The following is a 16,843-nucleotide window of genomic DNA, read 5'->3' as shown; positions in this document are numbered from 1 at the left end:
GGCTATGGGGCGTGTGTCCGTCCGCCACCGATGCAGCCAGAATCCGACCCCCTGACCAGCTAGGACTCTTAACGGCACCTTTACGGGATGCCTGGGAGCATGCGATGGCCCGTCAGGGGAAGGGGCATCGCACGATGTGCCGGATGTTACTGGGGGAAGGTCCGAGGGGGATCACGTGATCACGATGACCGAAGAGCAGCGCAACGACTGGTTCGAGCGAGATGTCGTGCCGGTGACCAACCAGCTCTACGCGTCCGCGATGCGTCTCACCCGTAACTCGGCGGACGCCGAGGACCTGGTCCAGGAGACCGTGGCCAAGGCGTTCAGCTCCTACCACCAGTTCCGCGAGGGCACCAACCTCAAGGCGTGGCTGCACCGCATCCTCACCAACAACTTCATCAACGAGTACCGCAAGAAGCAGCGCTCGCCCAAGCTCTCGGCTACCGAGGAGATCGAGGACTGGCAGCTCGCCGCCGCCGAGTCCCACATGTCCTCCGGGCTGAAGTCCGCCGAGACCGAGGCGCTGGAGCAGCTGCCCGACACCGCGGTGATGAACGCCCTGCGCGCCCTGCCCGAGGAGTTCCGCGTGGCGGTCTACCTCGCCGACGTCGAGGGCTTCGCCTACAAGGAGATCGCCGACCGGATGGGCACCCCCATCGGCACGGTCATGTCCCGCCTGCACCGCGGCCGCCGCCAGTTGCGGACCATGCTGGCCGACTACGCCCGCGAGGAGGGCGCGGTCCGGCTGCCCGAGCAGCGCCGCGCCGCCTGACCCTCCCCGGACGCGGCGCCGCCCGGCCCGCCGGTACGGCGCCGCGCCCGCCTTTTCCCGGCCTCGTCGCCCGCTCCGCCGGGGGGACGGAGGCTCAGGGTGACGGCGACGCGGCGATCAGCGTGACCGCGACCAGGGTGACGCCGACCCCGGCGGCCTGCACCGCGTTCAGCCGCTCGCCCAGCACCCGGCGGGCCAGCAGCAGCGTGCTCACCGGGTAGAGCGAGACCAGGACGGCGACGAGGCTCAGCATCCCGCGCTGCTGGGCGAGCAGGAACAGCACGTTGGCCGTCATGTCCAGCACTCCCGCCGTGATCACGATGCGCGGCACCCCGTGCCCCGGGCGCAGCGTCCGGCCGGTGACCGCGGCCAGCAGAACGATCAAGGTGATCGACACCGTCCTGGCCCCGGCCAGCGGCCACAGACCGCCTTCGTCGGGGCTCTGGGCCAGCAGCACGAAGAAGCCGCCGAAGCCCGCCCCGGCGACGAGCGCGGCCAGGACCGGGGTGCGCCGCGGGCCGGACTCCGCCGCGGGGGACTCGCGGCTCACCAGCACCACCGCGACCAGCGCCAGCGCCACGCCGCCCAGCGCCACCGGCTCCGGGCGGTCTCCGGTGGTCACCCCGAAGATCACCGGTAGCGCCGCCGAGGTGACCGCGGTGATCGGCGCCGCCACGGACATCGTCCCGGTGGCGAGCGCGCGGTAGAACAGCACCAGTCCGACGGTGCCCGACAGGCCCGCCGCCATGCCCCAGCCCAGCGCCTCCGCCGACGGGCGGCCCGGCAGGAACGGCAGCAGGACGCCGACCGTCACCAGGCCCGCTGACTGCGACAGCACGACCACCGCCATGACGACCTTCGACCGCCGGGTCGCCAGGCCGCCGAAGAAGTCCGCGGTGCCGTACACCACCGCGCAGGCCGTCGCCAGGACCACCGCCGACATGTCTCCTCCCGGTGCAATAGGTTGCACCATTTGTACACTAAATAAGGTGCACTGTGGTGTAAATCATGTTCATTAGAATGAACCGATGGACCCTGAGACCATCACCGGCGCCATCGCCAACAACGTCCGTGCCCAGCGGGCGCACCGGCACATGACGCTCGACGAGCTCGCCGCGCGTTCGGGCGTCAGCCGGGGCATGCTCGTCCAGGTCGAGCAGGGGCGGACCAACCCGAGCATCAACACCCTGACCCGCATCGCCGACGCGCTCGGCGTGACGGTCGCCCGGATGGTCGAGGTCGCGGACACGCCGGTCGTCCGGGTCGTCGCCCCCGCCGACGTCGTCACCTTCCCGCACGGCGAGGAGAGCTCCGCCCGGCTGCTGGTCGGCAGCGACGCCCCCGCGATCCTGGAGCTGTGGGACTGGCGCCTGGCCCCGGGCGAGCACCACGACGGCGACGCCCACCCGCCGGGCACCCGCGAGATGCTGAGCGTGCTGGAGGGGGAGCTCTCCCTGTCGGTCCACGGCAGGAGCCACCTCGTCCCGACCGACGGGGCCGTCCTGTTCAGCGCCGACCGGCCGCACCGGTACGCCAACCTCGGCGACACCCCGCTGCGATTCGTGATGGTCGTGACCGAGCCGCGGGGGACGCCCGACCAGTAGGCGTCCTCGGCCGTGCCCCGGAAGGCCCGGCCGGCGGGCGTCCGCGCCCCGGGGGACGCCCGACCGGTAGGAGCCCTCGGTGGGGCCCCGGAACGCCCGGCCAGTAGGCGTCCGTGGCCGGGAGGACAGGTGGGGCGCCGCCGCCGGCCGGGTACACCCATCGCCGACATGCGACCTAAGGGCGCGTCGATACATTGAATTGCCGGTCGATGTCCCATCCTGGTGGGAGGAACTGGCCGAGATCGTGCGGGGAGACGCGGTCCAGGATCACCTCTCGCCCCGCGGCGATTTTCGGAGGGCGGCGGGCATGCGGCGATGGATCGTCCCGGTGGCGCTTCTCCTGTCGGCCGGGGCGTGCGCCGTCCCCGTCCACCGCGCGCAGACCCGGGCACCCGCGCCCACCCCGTCCGCGGCCCCCAGCCGCCGGCCGGTCGATCCCGCCGAACTCGCCCTGAAGCTCGCCGGGATCCAGCCGGGCTGGCCCAGACGCGGCTACCCCCTCCCGCCCCCGAGGCAGAAGATCGACTGCGGGAAGGCCAAGTGCGTGGCGCTGACCTACGACGACGGCCCCGGGCACGACACCGCGAGGCTGCTCGACATCCTCGCCCGGCACCACGCCAGGGCCACCTTCTTCCTCGTCGGGGGGATGGTCCTGGCCAACGCCGACGGCGCGCTGCGCCGCATGGTGCGCGACGGGCACGAGCTGGGCAACCACACCTGGAGCCACCCGCAGCTCACCGCCCTGTCCGAGAGCGCGGTCCGGGCCGAGCTGGCCCGCACCCAGAACGTCATCGAGCGCAGGACCGGCGTCCGGGCGACCCTCATGCGCCCGCCGTACGGGGCCACCGACGGCAGGGTCGCGGCCGTGGCCCGGCGCATGGGGCTGGCCCAGATCCTGTGGAACGTGGACACCCTGGACTGGCGCGACCGCGTCACCCCGGTCGTCGCGCGGCGCGCGACCGCGATCAAGCCCGGGTCGATCGTGCTCATGCACGACATCCACCGCACCACGGTGGACGCCGCCCCCCGGATCCTGAAGGAGCTCACCCGCCGGGGCTTCGTGTTCGTCACGGTCTCGGAGCTGTACGGCAAGCCGCTCCGCCCCGGCGTGGGCTACAGCGAGCGGGAACGCGACCAGTGACCGCTCGCCGGTCCGCGTCGCCACCGGAACGGGCGGACGGCCGCCACGCCGGTGCCTGACCGCGGACCGGCGTGGCGGCCGTCCGCCCGTTCCCGGGCCACGCGGGCGGGCGGTCGCTTCGCTAGCGCTCGATCACGCCGCAGGCGACGCGCCTGCCGGAGTCGCCGGCCTTGAGCGTCTCGGCGTCGGGCCCGCCCTGGCCCTGCCCGCTGTGGTAGCGGTCGGGGATGTTGGCGTGGTTGTCGGACAGGGCGTGGATGACGACGGAGCTGCCGTCGGCGTCGAAGAGCTGCTGCACCCGGAAGCGGTCCGTCACCAGGACGGCCCGGCCGGTGCCGTCCTTACCGACCATGAGGTCGGGCAGGTCGCCGGAGTGGTACGGGTGGGCCTCGGAGTCCAGGTCGAAGTGCGGTCCCGCGCTGAAGAACGGGCTGCCCGTCGCCGGATCGGTCGACTTGGGGTCGCAGACGCCCTTGGCGTGGATGTGGAAGCCGTGCTGCCCCGGGGTCAGGTCGCTGACGACGACCACGATCCTGGGCTTGTCGGAGTCGGCCCCCGCGATGCGCAGCATGCCGACCGCCCGGCCGTCGGCGTTCTTGATGGTGGCGCCGACCTGGCCGCCGAACGGGCCCGACGACGGCTCGCCGGCCGGTCCCGACGGGCGCGCCGGCGGCGCGGTGCCCGACGGGCCGGGCGCGGGAGCGGCGGCCACGGTCGCCGCGCCCGCCCCGAGCGCGAGGGCCAGCGTCAAATGGACTTCACGAAGCATGATCTCCCCCGAATTCGTCCGCTCCCCGTCGTGCGGGGAGCGCCCTGCGAGTCTCCTACCTCGAAGATCAGGTGACAATCACGCCGTCGGGAAAGGGAGGGGAAAGGACGCGCCCCGCCCGGGAGCCGCGGGGGCCGAGGGGGTCAGCCGTTGCGCTTGGCGCGGGCGGCGGAACGGCCCCGGGTGGCGGCGTCCAGGACGACCTTGCGGATGCGCACCGCCTCGGGGGTGATCTCCACGCACTCGTCCTCGCGGATGAACTCCAGCGCCTGCTCCAGGGAGAGCTGCCGCGGCGGGATGACCTTCTCGGTCTCGTCCGCGGTGGAGGAGCGCATGTTGGTGAGCTTCTTCTCCTTGGTGATGTTCACGTCCATGTCGTCGGAGCGCGAGTTCTCACCGACGATCATGCCCTCGTAGACCTCGGTGCCCGGCGACACGAACAGCACGCCGCGCTCCTGCAGGTTCAGCATGGCGAACGCGGTCACCGGGCCGGAGCGGTCGGCGACCAGCGAACCGTTGTTGCGGGTGCGCAGCTCGCCGAACCACGGCTCGTACGCCTCGAAGACGTGGTGCACCAGGCCGGTGCCCCGGGTCTCGGTCAGGAACTCGGTCCGGAAGCCGATCAGGCCGCGGGCCGGGACCACGAACTCCATCCGGATCCAGCCGGTGCCGTGGTTGGTCATGTGCTCCATGCGGCCCTTGCGGACGGCCAGGAGCTGGGTGACGGCCCCGAGGTAGTCCTCCGGGCAGTCGACGGTCAGGCGCTCGACCGGCTCGTGCACCTTGCCGTCGATGGTCTTGGTGACCACCTGCGGCTTGCCGACGGTCAGCTCGTAGCCCTCGCGGCGCATCTGCTCGACGAGGATGGCCAGCGCCAGCTCGCCGCGGCCCTGCACCTCCCAGGCGTCCGGGCGCTCGGTCGGCAGGACGCGCAGCGACACGTTGCCGACCAGTTCCTTGTCCAGGCGGTCCTTGACCATGCGGGCGGTGACCTTGGCCCCCTTGACCTTGCCGACCAGCGGCGAGGTGTTGGTGCCGATGACCATCGAGATCGCGGGCTCGTCCACCGTGATCAGCGGCAGCGGACGCGGGTCGTCGGGGTCGGCCAGGGTCTCGCCGATCATGATGTCCGGGATGCCGGCGATCGCGATGATGTCGCCGGGCCCGGCCTCCTCGGCGGGCCTGCGCTCCAGCGCCTCGGTCATCAGCAGCTCGGTGATCTTCACCCGCTGGATGCTGCCGTCGGTACGGCACCAGGCGACCTGCTGGCCCTTCTTGATGACGCCCTGGTGGACCCGGCACAGCGCGATCCGGCCGAGGTAGGACGAGGCGTCGAGGTTGGTGACGTGCGCCTGCAGCGGGGCGTCGGGGTCGTAGGTCGGGGCGGGGATCGTCTCCTTGATGACCTCGAACAGCGGCTCCAGGTCCTCGGAGTCGGGCAGGCCGCCGTCCTCGGGACGGTTCAGCGAGGCGCGGCCGGCCTTGGCCGAGGCGTAGACGATCGGGAAGTCGATCTGATCCTCGGTGGCGTCGAGGTCCATGAAGAGCTCGTAGACCTCGTCCACGACCTCCTTGATGCGGGCGTCGGGGCGGTCGACCTTGTTGATGCACAGGATGACCGGCATCTTCGCGGCGAACGCCTTGCGCAGCACGAACCTGGTCTGCGGCAGCGGGCCCTCGGAGGCGTCGACCAGCAGCACGACGCCGTCCACCATCGACAGGCCGCGCTCGACCTCGCCGCCGAAGTCGGCGTGGCCGGGGGTGTCGATGATGTTGAGGGTCATGCCGCCGTGCCGTACGGCGGTGTTCTTCGCGAGAATGGTGATGCCCTTCTCGCGTTCGAGGTCGTTGGAGTCCATGACGCGGTCGTCGACGTCCTGGTTGGCCCGGAAGGCTCCGGACTGCCAGAGCATGGCATCCACGAGAGTGGTCTTGCCGTGGTCGACGTGCGCGATGATCGCGATGTTCCGCAGGTCGTCGCGGCTGTTCAGAGGCATGGTGGAGTCTCACTCTTTGATCGTGGAGGCTGGCCGCCGAACGTGCGGCCTACCTATTTTAGGTGATGCCGCCGATCCCTCTCACGCTCACCGCGGTGCTTCGCGGGCGGAGGGATCCGGTCCGGGGGCCGGAAGGCCGCTTCTACCGGCGGGGATTCCCGGCCGGACGCGCCACGGACCTCGGGGAGACCGCCGGGGAGACAGCCGGGGAGACAGCCGGGGAGACAATGCGGGCGCCGGGAAATGGTCAGCCGTCTGCATATTCCTGACCATGCGCGGGAGGACCTGAGTTTCTATCGTGATCTTATGCCGACCTGGACCGATGTGGTGCTGAGCGCCGCCGGGCACCGCGGGGAGCGACCCGCGGTCACCGACGCCGCCACCGGCGACGTCCTCTCCTACGCCGCGCTCGCCGGGCGGATCGGCCCGGCGACGGCGGAACTGCGCGACCGCGGCGTCGCGCCCGGGGACCGGGTGGTCGTCCGCCTCCCCCCGGGGCCCGGTTTCCCCCTCGCCGTGCACGCCGCCGCGGCGGCCGGGGCGCTGGTGGTGCCGCTCGCGGCCGACCTGGACCGCGACGTCTTCTACGAGTGCCTGGCGGCGAGCCGCGCGCGGATGATGATCACCGACCGGGTGCAGGCCGAGTGGTCGATGCGGGTCGCCGGCGACTCCCGCGTCCGGCAGATCCTCACCCTGGAGGAGGTGACGTCCCCGCGGCCCGACGGCCCGGGGGCCCCGCCGCGCCGCGGACCCGTGGTCCCGCCGCAGCGCGACCCCGGCGCCCAGCCGCGGCGCGGGCCGAGCGTGCCGCCCCAGCGGGGGCCGAGCGCACCGCCGCGCCGCGGGCCGGGCGTTCCGCCCCGGCGCGGCGCGGCCGTCCGGTCGCGCGGCGGCGCGGAGGCGCCCGCGTTGACCTTCGACGGCAGCCGGGTGATCAGCCACGCCGGGGTGGTGGCGGAGCTGCGGCGGCTGGCCCCGGAGGCGATGCTCAGGGAGCGTGACCGCGTGCTCGTCGCCACCACCGAGCCGCGCGCCCAGGCCGCCCTGTTCGACCTGGCGCTGATGGGCGGGGCGCACGTCGTCGCGGCCCCGGGCGCCACGCCGGGCGAGTGCCGGGCGCTCATCGAGGAGTACGGCATCACCGTCGCCGCGGTGCCGCCGTGGGCGGTCGCGCGGCCGGCCGGGAGCCGCTGGCCGCGGGTCACCGTGTCGGCGTACGGACGATCGACGGAGCTCGTCATCCCCAGGGGCTGACCCGGGGCGGGAAACCCTCATGGCTCCGTCCCGGAGCCGGTGCCCGCGTCGGCCTCCCGGGGATCCCCGGGGCCGGAGATCCCCGGGGGCGGGATCCCCGGGGGCGGGATCCCCGGCGCCGCGGGGCGTCCCGCGCCCCGCGCGTCGTGAGGCCTCGGCCGCGGGAAGGAGTCCTGACCTCAGGTTCTAAGCTCGAAACATGTCTTTCGCGCCATCCTTCGCGGCGATGTTCATGACCGAGGACGACGTCCGGATCGACGCCGCGCACACGCCCTCGCGCGGCGCGGCGGACCTGGGAATCGTCGTGGCGCACGGGTTCACCGGCTCGCTCAGGGAGCTCACCACCCGGCGGATCACCCATGTGCTCAGCGAGTTCGGCGGCGTCGTGTCCTTCGACTTCCGCGGGCACGGCCGTTCCGGGGGCCTGTCGACGGTCGGCGACCTGGAGGTCCTCGACCTGGAGGCCGCCGTACGGCACACGAGGATGATCGGATACACCCGCGTGGCCACCGTCGGGTTCTCCATGGGCGGCGCCGTGGTCGTGCGGCACGCGGGGCTGCGCGGCGCGACGCGCTCCGGCGGGGCCATGGTGGGCCCGGCCGGGGACGGGCTGCTGAGCGGCGCCGGCGGCGGCCTGGAGGCAGCCGCCGTGCTGAGCCCGGTCATGGACGGGCCGGTGGGCCTGGACGGCGGCGCGCCGCTCCCCGGCCGGGGCGGGCCGGGCTCGGAGCTGGTGAACACCGCGCTCGGCGACGGGCGCGGGCGGGTCGACGCCGTGGTCTCGATCAGCTCCCCGGCCCGGTGGTACTACCGCGGCACCAAGCCGATGCGGCAGGTGCACTGGGCGATCGAGCGGCGGCTGGGCCGCTGGGCCACGCGGGTGGGCCGGGGCACCCGGATCCGCAAGGGAGGCTGGGACCCGGTGCCGCTGGCGCCCTACGAGGCCGCCGCGACGGTCGCGCCGACGCCGCTGCTGGTCGTGCACGGCGACTCCGACTCCTTCTTCCCCGTCGAGCACGCCCTGCAGCTCTACGGCGCCGCCCGCGACCCCAGGGAGCTGTGGCTCGAACCCGGGTTCGGCCACGCCGAGACGGCGGCCACGCCGGAACTGATCCGGCGGATCGGCGCATGGGCCAGCGCCATGACCTGATTACCAAGGGTGTTTACTCCTCTTGCGAGTCTTATGAGTCTTATGGGTCTTGCGAGGCGTCGTGAGGCGTCGCGAGGCACCGTGCCGAAGGGAGGGGCGGGCGCCCATGCGGAGCATCTACGTGGCCGGTCTCGGCCGCGGAGACGGCAGGCAGATCGTCGAGCTCGGCCTGATGGAGCTGCTCACCCGCCGGGTGGGCCGGGCCGGGGTGTTCCGGCCGATCTCCCGGGACGGGGAGGATCGCACCCTCGAACTGCTCACCGCCCGCTACCGCCCCGCGGTCTCGGCGGTCGGGATGACGGCCGCGGCCGCCGCCGAGGTCTACACCCGGCACGGCGCCGAGGAGCTCGTCAGCCGGCTGGTCGGCCACTTCCACACGCTGGAGCCGGAGTGCGACGCGCTCCTGGTGCTGGGCGCCTCGTTCGACGCCGAGGTCCTGCCTCCCGTGACGGCGTTCAACGCGCGCCTGGCCGCCGAGTTCGGCGCGCCGGTGATCGTGGTGGTGGGCGCGCACGGCGAGCGCGCCGACGAGGCCGAGATGGAGATGCGCACCGCCCACCAGGTCTTCACCGACCTGGGCGGCACGGTGCTCGCGGTGGTCGCCAACCGGGTGCCCGAGGGGGTGACCGTACGGCCCGGCCTGCCGGTGCCCTGCTACGCCATCCCCGAGCACCCGTCGCTGTCGGCCCCGACCGTCGGCCAGGTGATGCAGGCCGTGGACGCCGAGTACGTCCAGGGCGACGAGGACGGGCTGCGCCGCGACGTGTTCGGGTTCGTCTTCGGCGGCGCCATGCTCCCGCTGTTCCTGGAACACCTGGCCGACGGGGCGCTGACGATCACCCCGGGCGACCGCGCCGACCTGCTGCTCGCCTCGGCCGCGGCGGAGGCGGCGGGCACGGCCAGGCCGTCCGGCGTGGTGCTGACCCTGGGGGAGAAGCCGACCGAGGCGGTCAAGGCCCTCACCGCCGGCCTCGCGCCGGGGCTGCCGGTGCTGTCGGCCGCCGCGGACAGCTTCACCGTCGCGACCGCGCTGGCCGGGCTGGAGGGCCGGCTCACCGCCGACAACCCCCGCAAGATCGACACGGCGCTCGGCCACTTCGAGGCCCACGTGGACACCGCCGACCTGGCCGACCGGATCGAGCTGGCCCGCTCCGAGCGGATCACGCCGATGATGTTCGAGCACACCCTGCTGGAGCGGGCCCGCGCCGACCGGCGGCACATCGTGCTCCCGGAGGGGGAGGAGGACCGCGTCCTGCAGGCCGCCGACGTCCTGCTGCGCCGCGGCATCGTGGACATCACCCTGCTGGGACGGGAGGAGGCGGTCCGCAGGCGCATCGGCGCCCTCGGCCTCGACCTGTCCGGCGTGACCGTCGTCGACCCGCTGACCTCCCCGCTGCGCGAGCCGTTCGCCGAGGAGTACGCGGCGCTGCGGGCGCACAAGGGGATGACCCTGGAGCGGGCCCGCGACGTGGTCGGCGACGTCAACTTCTTCGGCACGATGATGCTGCACCGCGGCATGGTGGACGGCATGGTCTCCGGCGCCGCGCACACCACCGCGGCCACGATCCTGCCCCCCTTCCAGATCGTCAGGACGGTCCCCGGCACCTCGATCGTCTCGTCGGTGTTCTTCATGTGCCTGGCCGACCGGGTGCTCGTCTACGGCGACTGCGCGATCAACCCCGCCCCGGACGCCGGGCAGCTCGCCGACATCGCGATCTCCTCGGCCCGTACGGCGAGGCGGTTCGGCGTCGAGCCGCGGGTGGCGATGCTGTCCTACTCCACCGGCGCCTCCGGCCGGGGCGCCGACGTGGACAAGGTCCGCGAGGCCACCGCCCTGGTGGCCTCGCGGGCGCCGGACCTGCTGGTGGAGGGTCCGATCCAGTACGACGCGGCCGTGGACCCCCGGGTCGCCGCGGCCAAGCTGCCGGGCTCCGAGGTCGCCGGGCGGGCCACCGTACTGATCTTCCCCGACCTCAACACCGGCAACAACACCTACAAGGCGGTGCAGCGCTCCGCCGGGGCCGTGGCGATCGGGCCGGTCCTGCAGGGGTTGCGCAAGCCGGTGAACGACCTGTCGCGGGGCGCGCTGGTCGCCGACATCGTCAGCACGGTCGCCATCACCGCCATCCAGGCCCAGGAAGGTGCCGGACAGGGCGTGGCGGGCCGTACGGCGGGCAGGTGAGCACCGGGCCGCGCGGTGGCGCGGGAGAACCCGGCGGGCGGTTCCCGGAGGCTTCCGGGGGCTTCCGGCAGGAGCCGGGGGCGGCGGGCGGAGCAGGGAGGGAAGAGGGAGCGGTGGGGCGCGTACTGGTGGTCAACAGCGGGTCCTCCTCGGTGAAGTACCGGCTGCTGGAGGGCGACGAGCGGCTGGCGTCCGGGACGGTGGAGCGGATCGGCGAGCCCGGCTCCCCGGTGCCCGACCATGAGGCGGCGCTGAAGCTGATCGGCGCCGAGCTGGCCGGGCGGGGCCTGGGGATCGACTCGCCCGAGCTGACCGCGGTCGGGCACCGGGTGGTGCACGGCGGCGTCACCTTCACCGAGCCCACCCTGATCACCGACGACGTGGTCGGGAAGATCGAGGAGCTGATCCCGCTCGCCCCGCTGCACAATCCGGCCGGCCTCGCCGGCATCGAGGCCGTGCGGCGGCTCCGGCCCGACCTGCCGCAGGTGGCGGTCTTCGACACCGCCTTCCATGCCACGATCCCCCCGGCCGCCGCGGCCTACGCGATCGACCGGGAGGTGGCCGAGCGGTGGAGGATCCGCCGCTACGGCTTCCACGGCACCTCGCACGCCTACGTCTCGCGTGAGGCCGCCCGCCTGGCCGGGACTCCGTCGGCCGGCGTGATCGTGCTGCACCTGGGCAACGGGGCCAGCGCCTCGGCGGTGTCGGGCGGGCGCTGCGTGGACACCTCGATGGGCATGACCCCGCTGGAGGGCCTGGTCATGGGCACCCGGAGCGGCGACGTGGACCCGGGGGCGCTCCTCTACCTCGCCCGGACCGCGGGCATGTCCCCGGAGGAGATCGACACGCTGCTCAACCGGCGCTCCGGTCTGCTGGGCCTGTGCGGCGACAACGACATGCGCGCGGTGCAGGAGCGGCTGGCCGTCGGCGACCCGGCCGCCGAGCTGGCCATGGCGGTCTACTGCCACCGGCTGCGCAAGTACGTCGGCGCCTACTACGCGGTGCTCGGCTCGGTGGACGTGATCGCCTTCACCGGCGGCGTGGGGGAGAACTCCGCGCCGGTCCGGGAACGGACCCTGACCGGGCTGGAGCGGCTGGGCATCGTGCTCGACCCGGGCCGCAACGCGCGCGGGGAGCGGACCATCTCGGCCGACGGCTCCCCGGTGCGGGTGGCGGTGATCCCCACGGACGAGGAGCTGGAGATCGCCCACCAGACCCTTGAGGTGGTCGAGCGGCACCGGTGAGGAGCCGGCCGGTGCCCGCCGGAGGCTCGCGGCACCGGTGAGGGGGCGGACGGTACCCGCCGTAGCCCGCCGGCGGGTCCGTGAGGCGAGCCCGCGGTGCCCGGCCCCCTCTACCGGGCCGGGTCGGCCGCGTCGGCCCGTCCGCCGCCGAACACCTCGGCGACGAGCCGCTGCGTCGCCTGCTGGAACGCCGCACCCACGGACATGGCGGTGTCGTCCACGTAGTTCAGCGCGGCGGTCAGGGTCGTGCCGCCGTCGGGCGTGCTGTACATCAGCGCCGCGTGGCCGGCCATGCCGCCGTTGTGGGTGATGACGGTGCCGCCGCCCGGCACCTCCTGCACGAACACCCCCAGCCCATAGCCGGCCTTGGACTCCGGCGTGAACATCTCGGCCAGCAGCTCGGCCGGCAGCAGCCTGCCGCCCACCAGCGCGGAGATGAACGTCTGCAGGTCCCGGGCGGTGGAGATCATGTCACCGCCGCTGGAGATCCAGGAGGGATTGTGCCGGGTGACGTCGACCGTCTGGGTCTGGCCGTCCTCCTCGTAGCGGTAGTAGGCGTGGGCGTACGGTGCGGGGATGTCCTGCTCGGTGGTCGGCTGGACGGTGCCCGTCAGGCCGAGCGGCCCCAGGATGAGGCGCTGCATCTCCTCGGCGACCGGGCGGCCGGTGACCTTCTCGATCAGCAGCCGGGCCAGCACGTAGTTGGTGTTGGAGTAGCTCCAGTCGGTGCCCGGCTCGAACCTCGCCGGCTTGGACAGCGCCAGCCGTACCAGCTCCTGCGGCCGGTAGCTGTGGAACCGGTTGTCCACCCACTCCTTGCCCGCGGGGGTGGCGGGGATCCCCGGCACGAACGTGCCGTCCTCGAAGTACTCGCCGGTGAAGTTGAACACCCCGCTGGTGTGCTGCAGCAGCATCCGCACCGTGATCCGCCGGTCCATCCCGAACTCGGGCAGGTAGTCGTCCACCGGGGTGTCCAGTCCGATCCGACCCTCGGCCACCAGTTGCAGCACCACGGTGGCGGTGAACGTCTTGGTGTTGCTGCCGATCCGGACGTGCCCGTCGGCCGGCGGCTCCTCGGCTCCGCCCAGTTCGCTCGCCCCGGCGCCGGCGGCCCACTCGCCCCGCTCGTCGTGTACTCGCAGCCGGACTCCGACGAAACCGGAGTCGACCATCTCCTGGATGATCTTGCGCAGCTCCGGGCGGTCCTGCCCGGTCCGGGCGGTGAGCTCGTCCTGGCCGGTGGGGGTGACGGACATGATGGTGTGCTCCTTCGAATGTGATGTGAAACGCGTCGGACGGATGGCGGAACGCGACTCCGCCGGGTCCGGACGGCTAGAGGCTGCGGGCGGTGATGTCGCCGCTGGTGGTGGTGGCGTGGACGTCGAGTTCGACGGTGCCGTTGTTCTTGAAACCGTTGGCGATGCGGCCGAGGGTGGTTCCGGCGTCCAGGGCGGCCGAGACGCCGGCGGCGGCGGTGATCGAGATGTCGCCGGACTGGGTGCGGAGCACGACCGTGCCGCCCGTGGCCTCGGCGATGGTGATGTCGCCCCTCGCGGTGCTGATCTCCGCGGGGCCGCCCAGCCGGCCGACCTCGACGTCGCCGTCGGTCGCGGTGAGACGAAGGCTCGCGGTCTCGTCCAGCTTGATCTGGTGGTACGCGCCCTCGAAGGCGACGTCGCCGAGGCGGCCGACGGTCCGCAGTTCGGCGGCGGCCGTCCTGGCCTCGACGCGGGAGCCGGCGGGCAGCTTGACCGTCACCTCGACGGCTCCGGTCGGGCCGAGGTACTGGTTCTTCACCGCGGTCTCGATCCGCAGGACGCCGTCGGCGTATTCGACCGTGGTCTGCTCGGCCGCCTTGACGTCGCGGCTCTTGGAGGCGCTGGCGGGCAGGACCTCGACCGCGGTGTCGGCGCGGTCGGCGGCGATGAGCCGGACGCGTCCGGCGGGGATGTGAAGGACGGCGGAGATCGGGGCGGGGGTGTCGAACGTGTGCATCGTGTGCTCCCTCGTGTTTGCGGCTCGTTGTTTCCGACAACGAGAAAGCTACGTTGCTTTCCGAATGCATGCAACAAGATCTTTGCTTAAAAACAACATTCATGCAGGTAGATGCATTGAAATCATTGCAACGTCCTCTCGGATAATGCAACGCTGAGATGGCTTGTCGTTGCAATGGGCTGAAGAGGAACGCTATGGTGGAGGCGTCGGGAAACACCGGGAACCCCCACGGAGCACCCATGGGGCAGGAAAGGAGGCGTGATGCCGGGAGGCAGGCTCACCCAGCAGGACCGCCAGCAGATCGCGCTGGGGCTGGCCGACGGCCTCGCCTACGCCGAGATCGCCCGCCGCCTCGACCGTCCGACCTCGACGGTCACCCGTGAGGTGATGCGCAACGGCGGCCCCACCGGCTACCGCCCCGACCTGGCCCACCGCGCCACCCAGCAGCGCACCCACCGGCGCGGGCAGGCCGCGCCCCGGGGGGCGGAGTCGGTCCCCCAGCCCTACGGGCGCGACGCCGAGGCCGTGCGCGACTACCAGGAGGCCCTCACCACCGTCTTCATGATCTCGGGCCTGCCCAAGATGATGGCCCGGGTGCTGGGCTGCCTCTACACCACCGACGCCGGCAGCCTCACCGCCTCCGAGCTCGCCCGGCGCCTCCAGGTCAGCCCCGCCTCCGTCTCCAAGGCGATCACGTTCCTGGAGGGCCTGGACCTCGTCCGCCGGGAACGCGACGAACGGCGCCGCGAGCGCTACGTCGTCGACGACGACCTGTGGTACCAGTCGATGATCCGCAGCGCCCGGGCCAACGACCAGCTCATCGAGACCGCGCGGCAGGGCGTCGCCATCCTCGGCCCCGGCACTCCGGCCGCCGTCCGCCTGGAGAACGTCGCCCGGTTCCACGACTTCATCACCGAGAACCTCCTCCGCGCCGCCGAGCAGGCTCGCGAGGTCCTCCACGCCAAAACCGGGGCGGCCCCGGGCGACACCGCCGGGCCGGGTTCGGAGCTCCGAAAAAACTTTGCCGGATTTCACGAACCAATCTCGGATGAATGACGTCTACCTAGAACGGATGGGTTGAACCCGCCGGGAGACGTCCAAGGGGCACGTAGACCCGCATGCCGGGGCACGTGGGGCATGCTCCACCGCAGCGGCGGCGGTCCAGCGACGCGGGGGCGCGCTGGGCCGGCCATCCACGCTTCCGGCCGCGCCGTACGGTTTTCCGCAGAGCCGTACGGCACGGCCGGGTCGGCGGCGGCTCAGCCCAGGCGGGCGATGGACTTGTACTCCAGGTAGGCCGCGAGGCCCTCCGGGCCCAGCTCCCGGCCGAGGCCGCTGCTCTTGTACCCGCCGAACGGCGAGCTGTTCTCGATCATCAGGAGGTTGACGCCGTAGGAGCCGGTGCGCACCCGGCGGGCGATCTCCACGCCGTGCCCGGGGTCGGCGGTCCACACCGTGCCGTGCAGGCCGTAGTCGCTGTCGTTGGCGATGCGGACGGCGTCGTCCTCGTTCTCGTACGGGATCACCGTCAGGACCGGGCCGAAGATCTCCTCGCGGGCGATGCGCATCTCGTTGGTGGCCCCGGCGAAGACCGTGGGGGCGACGTACCAGCCCCGGTCGCGGGGCCGCTCCAGGCCGCCGAGGACGGGCTTGGCGCCCTCGTCGATGCCGATCCTGATGTAGTTCTCGACCCGCTCCCGCTGCCGTTCGGCGACCAGCGGGCCGATGCCGGTGGCCGGGTCGGCGGGGTCGCCGACCGGCATGGCGCGGACCATCCCGGCGACCGCCTCCACCACCTCGTCGTAGCGGTTGCGCGAGGCCAGGATGCGGGTCTGGGCCACGCACGCCTGGCCGTTGTTCATCAGCGTGGCGATGGACAGGAAGCCCATCGCCGAGGGCAGGTCGCAGTCGTCCAGGATGATCGCGGCCGACTTGCCGCCGAGCTCCAGGGTGCACCGCTTGAGCTGCTCGCCGCAGATCGCGGCGATGCGCCGGCCCGCCGCGGTGGAGCCGGTGAAGGCGACCTTGTCCACGCCGGGGTGGGAGACGAGGTGCTCGCCGGCCTCGCGCCCGGCGGCGACGATGTTGACGACGCCGTCGGGGACGCCGGCCTCCTTGACCATCTCGGCCAGCAGGTAGGAGTCGAGCGGCGTCTCGGGGGCGGGCTTGACCACGACCGTGCAGCCCGCGACGAGCGCGGGGGCGAGCTTGATCATGATGACGAACTGCGGGACGTTCCACGGCACCACGGCGGCGACCACGCCGACCGGCTCCCGGCGCACGGTCACCGGGCCGAAGGTCCCCGGGCGCTCCTCCTCCACGGGGAACGTGCGGCCGAGCTCGGCGTAGTACTGCAGCATGCCGAGCGGCTGCGGGGCCTGCGCCATCCGGGAGAAGGTGATGGGCGAGCCCATCTCCATCGTGATGAGCTCGGCCATCTCCTCCTGCCGGGACGCGTAGATCTCGGCGAGCCTGCCGACGACGGCGGCGCGCTCGGCCATCGTCATGCGCGGCCAGGGGCCGTGGTCGAACGCCTGCCGGGCGGCGGCCACCGCGCGGTCCATGTCGGCGGCGGTCCCGTCGGGAACGCGGCCGACGACCTCCTCGGTGTGCGGCGAGACGACGTCGATGGTCCCGGTGCCGGCGGGGGCCACCCAGTCGCCCCCGATGAACAGCGTGTCGTGCTGGCGCATGTCGTCCTGCCTCCTGTCACCGAGGGCCCTCCCGGTGGTGAG

At 72.7% G+C, this 16,843-nt stretch carries 14 protein-coding genes; 8 read left to right on the top strand and 6 right to left on the bottom strand.

Features of this window, described 5'->3' with window-relative positions; all coding sequences use genetic code 11:
• Nucleotides 1-184: 184 nt before the first annotated feature.
• On the top strand, nucleotides 185-772 hold the full coding sequence (locus HDA43_RS22190) for a sigma-70 family RNA polymerase sigma factor (protein ID WP_179826336.1): 588 nt from the start codon (nucleotides 185-187) through the stop codon (nucleotides 770-772).
• Nucleotides 773-866: 94 nt separating this feature from the next.
• On the opposite strand, the gene HDA43_RS22185 is transcribed toward HDA43_RS22190, so the two are convergent.
• On the bottom strand, nucleotides 867-1,715 hold the full coding sequence (locus tag HDA43_RS22185) for an EamA family transporter (protein WP_179824760.1): 849 nt from the start codon (nucleotides 1,713-1,715) through the stop codon (nucleotides 867-869).
• Between the two features lie 85 nt (nucleotides 1,716-1,800).
• On the opposite strand from HDA43_RS22185, the gene relB reads away from it, so the two are divergent.
• Nucleotides 1,801-2,376: a type II toxin-antitoxin system RelB family anti-toxin gene (relB, locus tag HDA43_RS22180; protein WP_179824759.1), complete on the top strand. Its 576-nt coding sequence runs from the start codon at nucleotides 1,801-1,803 to the stop codon at nucleotides 2,374-2,376.
• Nucleotides 2,377-2,683: 307 nt separating this feature from the next.
• A complete protein-coding gene (locus tag HDA43_RS22175; protein ID WP_179824758.1) occupies nucleotides 2,684-3,517 on the top strand; it encodes a polysaccharide deacetylase family protein in 834 nt (277 codons plus the stop codon).
• A 121-nt stretch (nucleotides 3,518-3,638) separates the two neighbouring features.
• On the opposite strand, the gene HDA43_RS22170 is transcribed toward HDA43_RS22175, so the two are convergent.
• Both HDA43_RS22170 and typA read right to left on the bottom strand, forming a co-directional pair.
• On the bottom strand, nucleotides 3,639-4,286 hold the full coding sequence (locus HDA43_RS22170; RefSeq protein WP_179824757.1) for a superoxide dismutase family protein: 648 nt from the start codon (nucleotides 4,284-4,286) through the stop codon (nucleotides 3,639-3,641).
• A 143-nt stretch (nucleotides 4,287-4,429) separates the two neighbouring features.
• Complete coding sequence (typA, locus tag HDA43_RS22165) at nucleotides 4,430-6,283, bottom strand: translational GTPase TypA (protein WP_179824756.1); 1,854 nt, start codon at nucleotides 6,281-6,283, stop codon at nucleotides 4,430-4,432.
• 306 nt (nucleotides 6,284-6,589) lie between these two features.
• Here typA and HDA43_RS22160 point away from each other — a divergent pair, with 306 nt between their 5' ends.
• The 4 genes from HDA43_RS22160 (at nucleotide 6,590) to HDA43_RS22145 (ending at nucleotide 12,113) form a co-directional block, all read left to right on the top strand.
• Nucleotides 6,590-7,537, top strand: a complete 948-nt coding sequence (locus HDA43_RS22160) for an AMP-binding protein (RefSeq protein ID WP_179824753.1) — start codon at nucleotides 6,590-6,592, stop codon at nucleotides 7,535-7,537.
• 199 nt (nucleotides 7,538-7,736) lie between these two features.
• The gene (locus HDA43_RS22155; RefSeq protein ID WP_246424483.1) at nucleotides 7,737-8,687 is read left to right on the top strand and encodes an alpha/beta hydrolase; all 951 of its coding nucleotides are present in this window, start codon (nucleotides 7,737-7,739) and stop codon (nucleotides 8,685-8,687) included.
• 106 nt (nucleotides 8,688-8,793) lie between these two features.
• Nucleotides 8,794-10,869 carry a phosphate acetyltransferase gene (gene pta, locus HDA43_RS22150; RefSeq protein ID WP_179824752.1) on the top strand — a complete coding sequence of 692 codons (2,076 nt, stop codon included), beginning with the start codon at nucleotides 8,794-8,796 and terminating at the stop codon, nucleotides 10,867-10,869.
• Nucleotides 10,870-10,982: 113 nt separating this feature from the next.
• The gene (locus HDA43_RS22145; RefSeq protein WP_179824751.1) at nucleotides 10,983-12,113 is read left to right on the top strand and encodes an acetate/propionate family kinase; all 1,131 of its coding nucleotides are present in this window, start codon (nucleotides 10,983-10,985) and stop codon (nucleotides 12,111-12,113) included.
• Between the two features lie 110 nt (nucleotides 12,114-12,223).
• Here HDA43_RS22145 and HDA43_RS22140 read toward each other — a convergent pair whose 3' ends face one another.
• Together HDA43_RS22140 and HDA43_RS22135 are read right to left on the bottom strand one after the other, a co-directional pair.
• A complete protein-coding gene (locus HDA43_RS22140; RefSeq protein WP_179824750.1) occupies nucleotides 12,224-13,369 on the bottom strand; it encodes a serine hydrolase domain-containing protein in 1,146 nt (381 codons plus the stop codon).
• Between the two features lie 76 nt (nucleotides 13,370-13,445).
• Nucleotides 13,446-14,108, bottom strand: a complete 663-nt coding sequence (locus HDA43_RS22135; protein ID WP_179824749.1) for a DUF4097 family beta strand repeat-containing protein — start codon at nucleotides 14,106-14,108, stop codon at nucleotides 13,446-13,448.
• A gap of 261 nt (nucleotides 14,109-14,369) precedes the next feature.
• Here HDA43_RS22135 and HDA43_RS22130 point away from each other — a divergent pair, with 261 nt between their 5' ends.
• Nucleotides 14,370-15,164 carry a GbsR/MarR family transcriptional regulator gene (locus HDA43_RS22130; RefSeq protein WP_179824747.1) on the top strand — a complete coding sequence of 265 codons (795 nt, stop codon included), beginning with the start codon at nucleotides 14,370-14,372 and terminating at the stop codon, nucleotides 15,162-15,164.
• A gap of 203 nt (nucleotides 15,165-15,367) precedes the next feature.
• Here the strand turns inward: HDA43_RS22130 and HDA43_RS22125 are convergent, their stop codons facing one another.
• Nucleotides 15,368-16,801: an aldehyde dehydrogenase gene (locus tag HDA43_RS22125; RefSeq protein WP_179824745.1), complete on the bottom strand. Its 1,434-nt coding sequence runs from the start codon at nucleotides 16,799-16,801 to the stop codon at nucleotides 15,368-15,370.
• Nucleotides 16,802-16,843 lie beyond the last annotated feature (42 nt).

Origin of the sequence: Streptosporangium sandarakinum (assembly GCF_013409935.1) — a bacterium.
In the GTDB taxonomy this organism is placed as follows: domain Bacteria; phylum Actinomycetota; class Actinomycetes; order Streptosporangiales; family Streptosporangiaceae; genus Streptosporangium; species Streptosporangium nondiastaticum.
This window is presented reverse-complemented; position numbering and strand designations above follow the sequence as displayed.

What these genes read in the sequence shown, in the direction of transcription:
- relB (WP_179824759.1), top strand. Translation starts at nt 1,801, where the DNA reads ATGGACCCTGAGACCATCACCGGCGCCATCGCCAACAACGTCCGTGCC.
- HDA43_RS22170 (WP_179824757.1), bottom strand. Translation starts at nt 4,286, where the DNA reads ATGCTTCGTGAAGTCCATTTGACGCTGGCCCTCGCGCTCGGGGCGGGC.
- HDA43_RS22155 (WP_246424483.1), top strand. Translation starts at nt 7,737, where the DNA reads ATGTCTTTCGCGCCATCCTTCGCGGCGATGTTCATGACCGAGGACGAC.
- typA (WP_179824756.1), bottom strand. Translation starts at nt 6,283, where the DNA reads ATGCCTCTGAACAGCCGCGACGACCTGCGGAACATCGCGATCATCGCG.
- HDA43_RS22190 (WP_179826336.1), top strand. Translation starts at nt 185, where the DNA reads ATGACCGAAGAGCAGCGCAACGACTGGTTCGAGCGAGATGTCGTGCCG.
- HDA43_RS22140 (WP_179824750.1), bottom strand. Translation starts at nt 13,369, where the DNA reads ATGTCCGTCACCCCCACCGGCCAGGACGAGCTCACCGCCCGGACCGGG.
- HDA43_RS22130 (WP_179824747.1), top strand. Translation starts at nt 14,370, where the DNA reads ATGCCGGGAGGCAGGCTCACCCAGCAGGACCGCCAGCAGATCGCGCTG.
- HDA43_RS22135 (WP_179824749.1), bottom strand. Translation starts at nt 14,108, where the DNA reads ATGCACACGTTCGACACCCCCGCCCCGATCTCCGCCGTCCTTCACATC.
- pta (WP_179824752.1), top strand. Translation starts at nt 8,794, where the DNA reads ATGCGGAGCATCTACGTGGCCGGTCTCGGCCGCGGAGACGGCAGGCAG.
- HDA43_RS22185 (WP_179824760.1), bottom strand. Translation starts at nt 1,715, where the DNA reads ATGTCGGCGGTGGTCCTGGCGACGGCCTGCGCGGTGGTGTACGGCACC.
- HDA43_RS22160 (WP_179824753.1), top strand. Translation starts at nt 6,590, where the DNA reads ATGCCGACCTGGACCGATGTGGTGCTGAGCGCCGCCGGGCACCGCGGG.
- HDA43_RS22125 (WP_179824745.1), bottom strand. Translation starts at nt 16,801, where the DNA reads ATGCGCCAGCACGACACGCTGTTCATCGGGGGCGACTGGGTGGCCCCC.
- HDA43_RS22175 (WP_179824758.1), top strand. Translation starts at nt 2,684, where the DNA reads ATGCGGCGATGGATCGTCCCGGTGGCGCTTCTCCTGTCGGCCGGGGCG.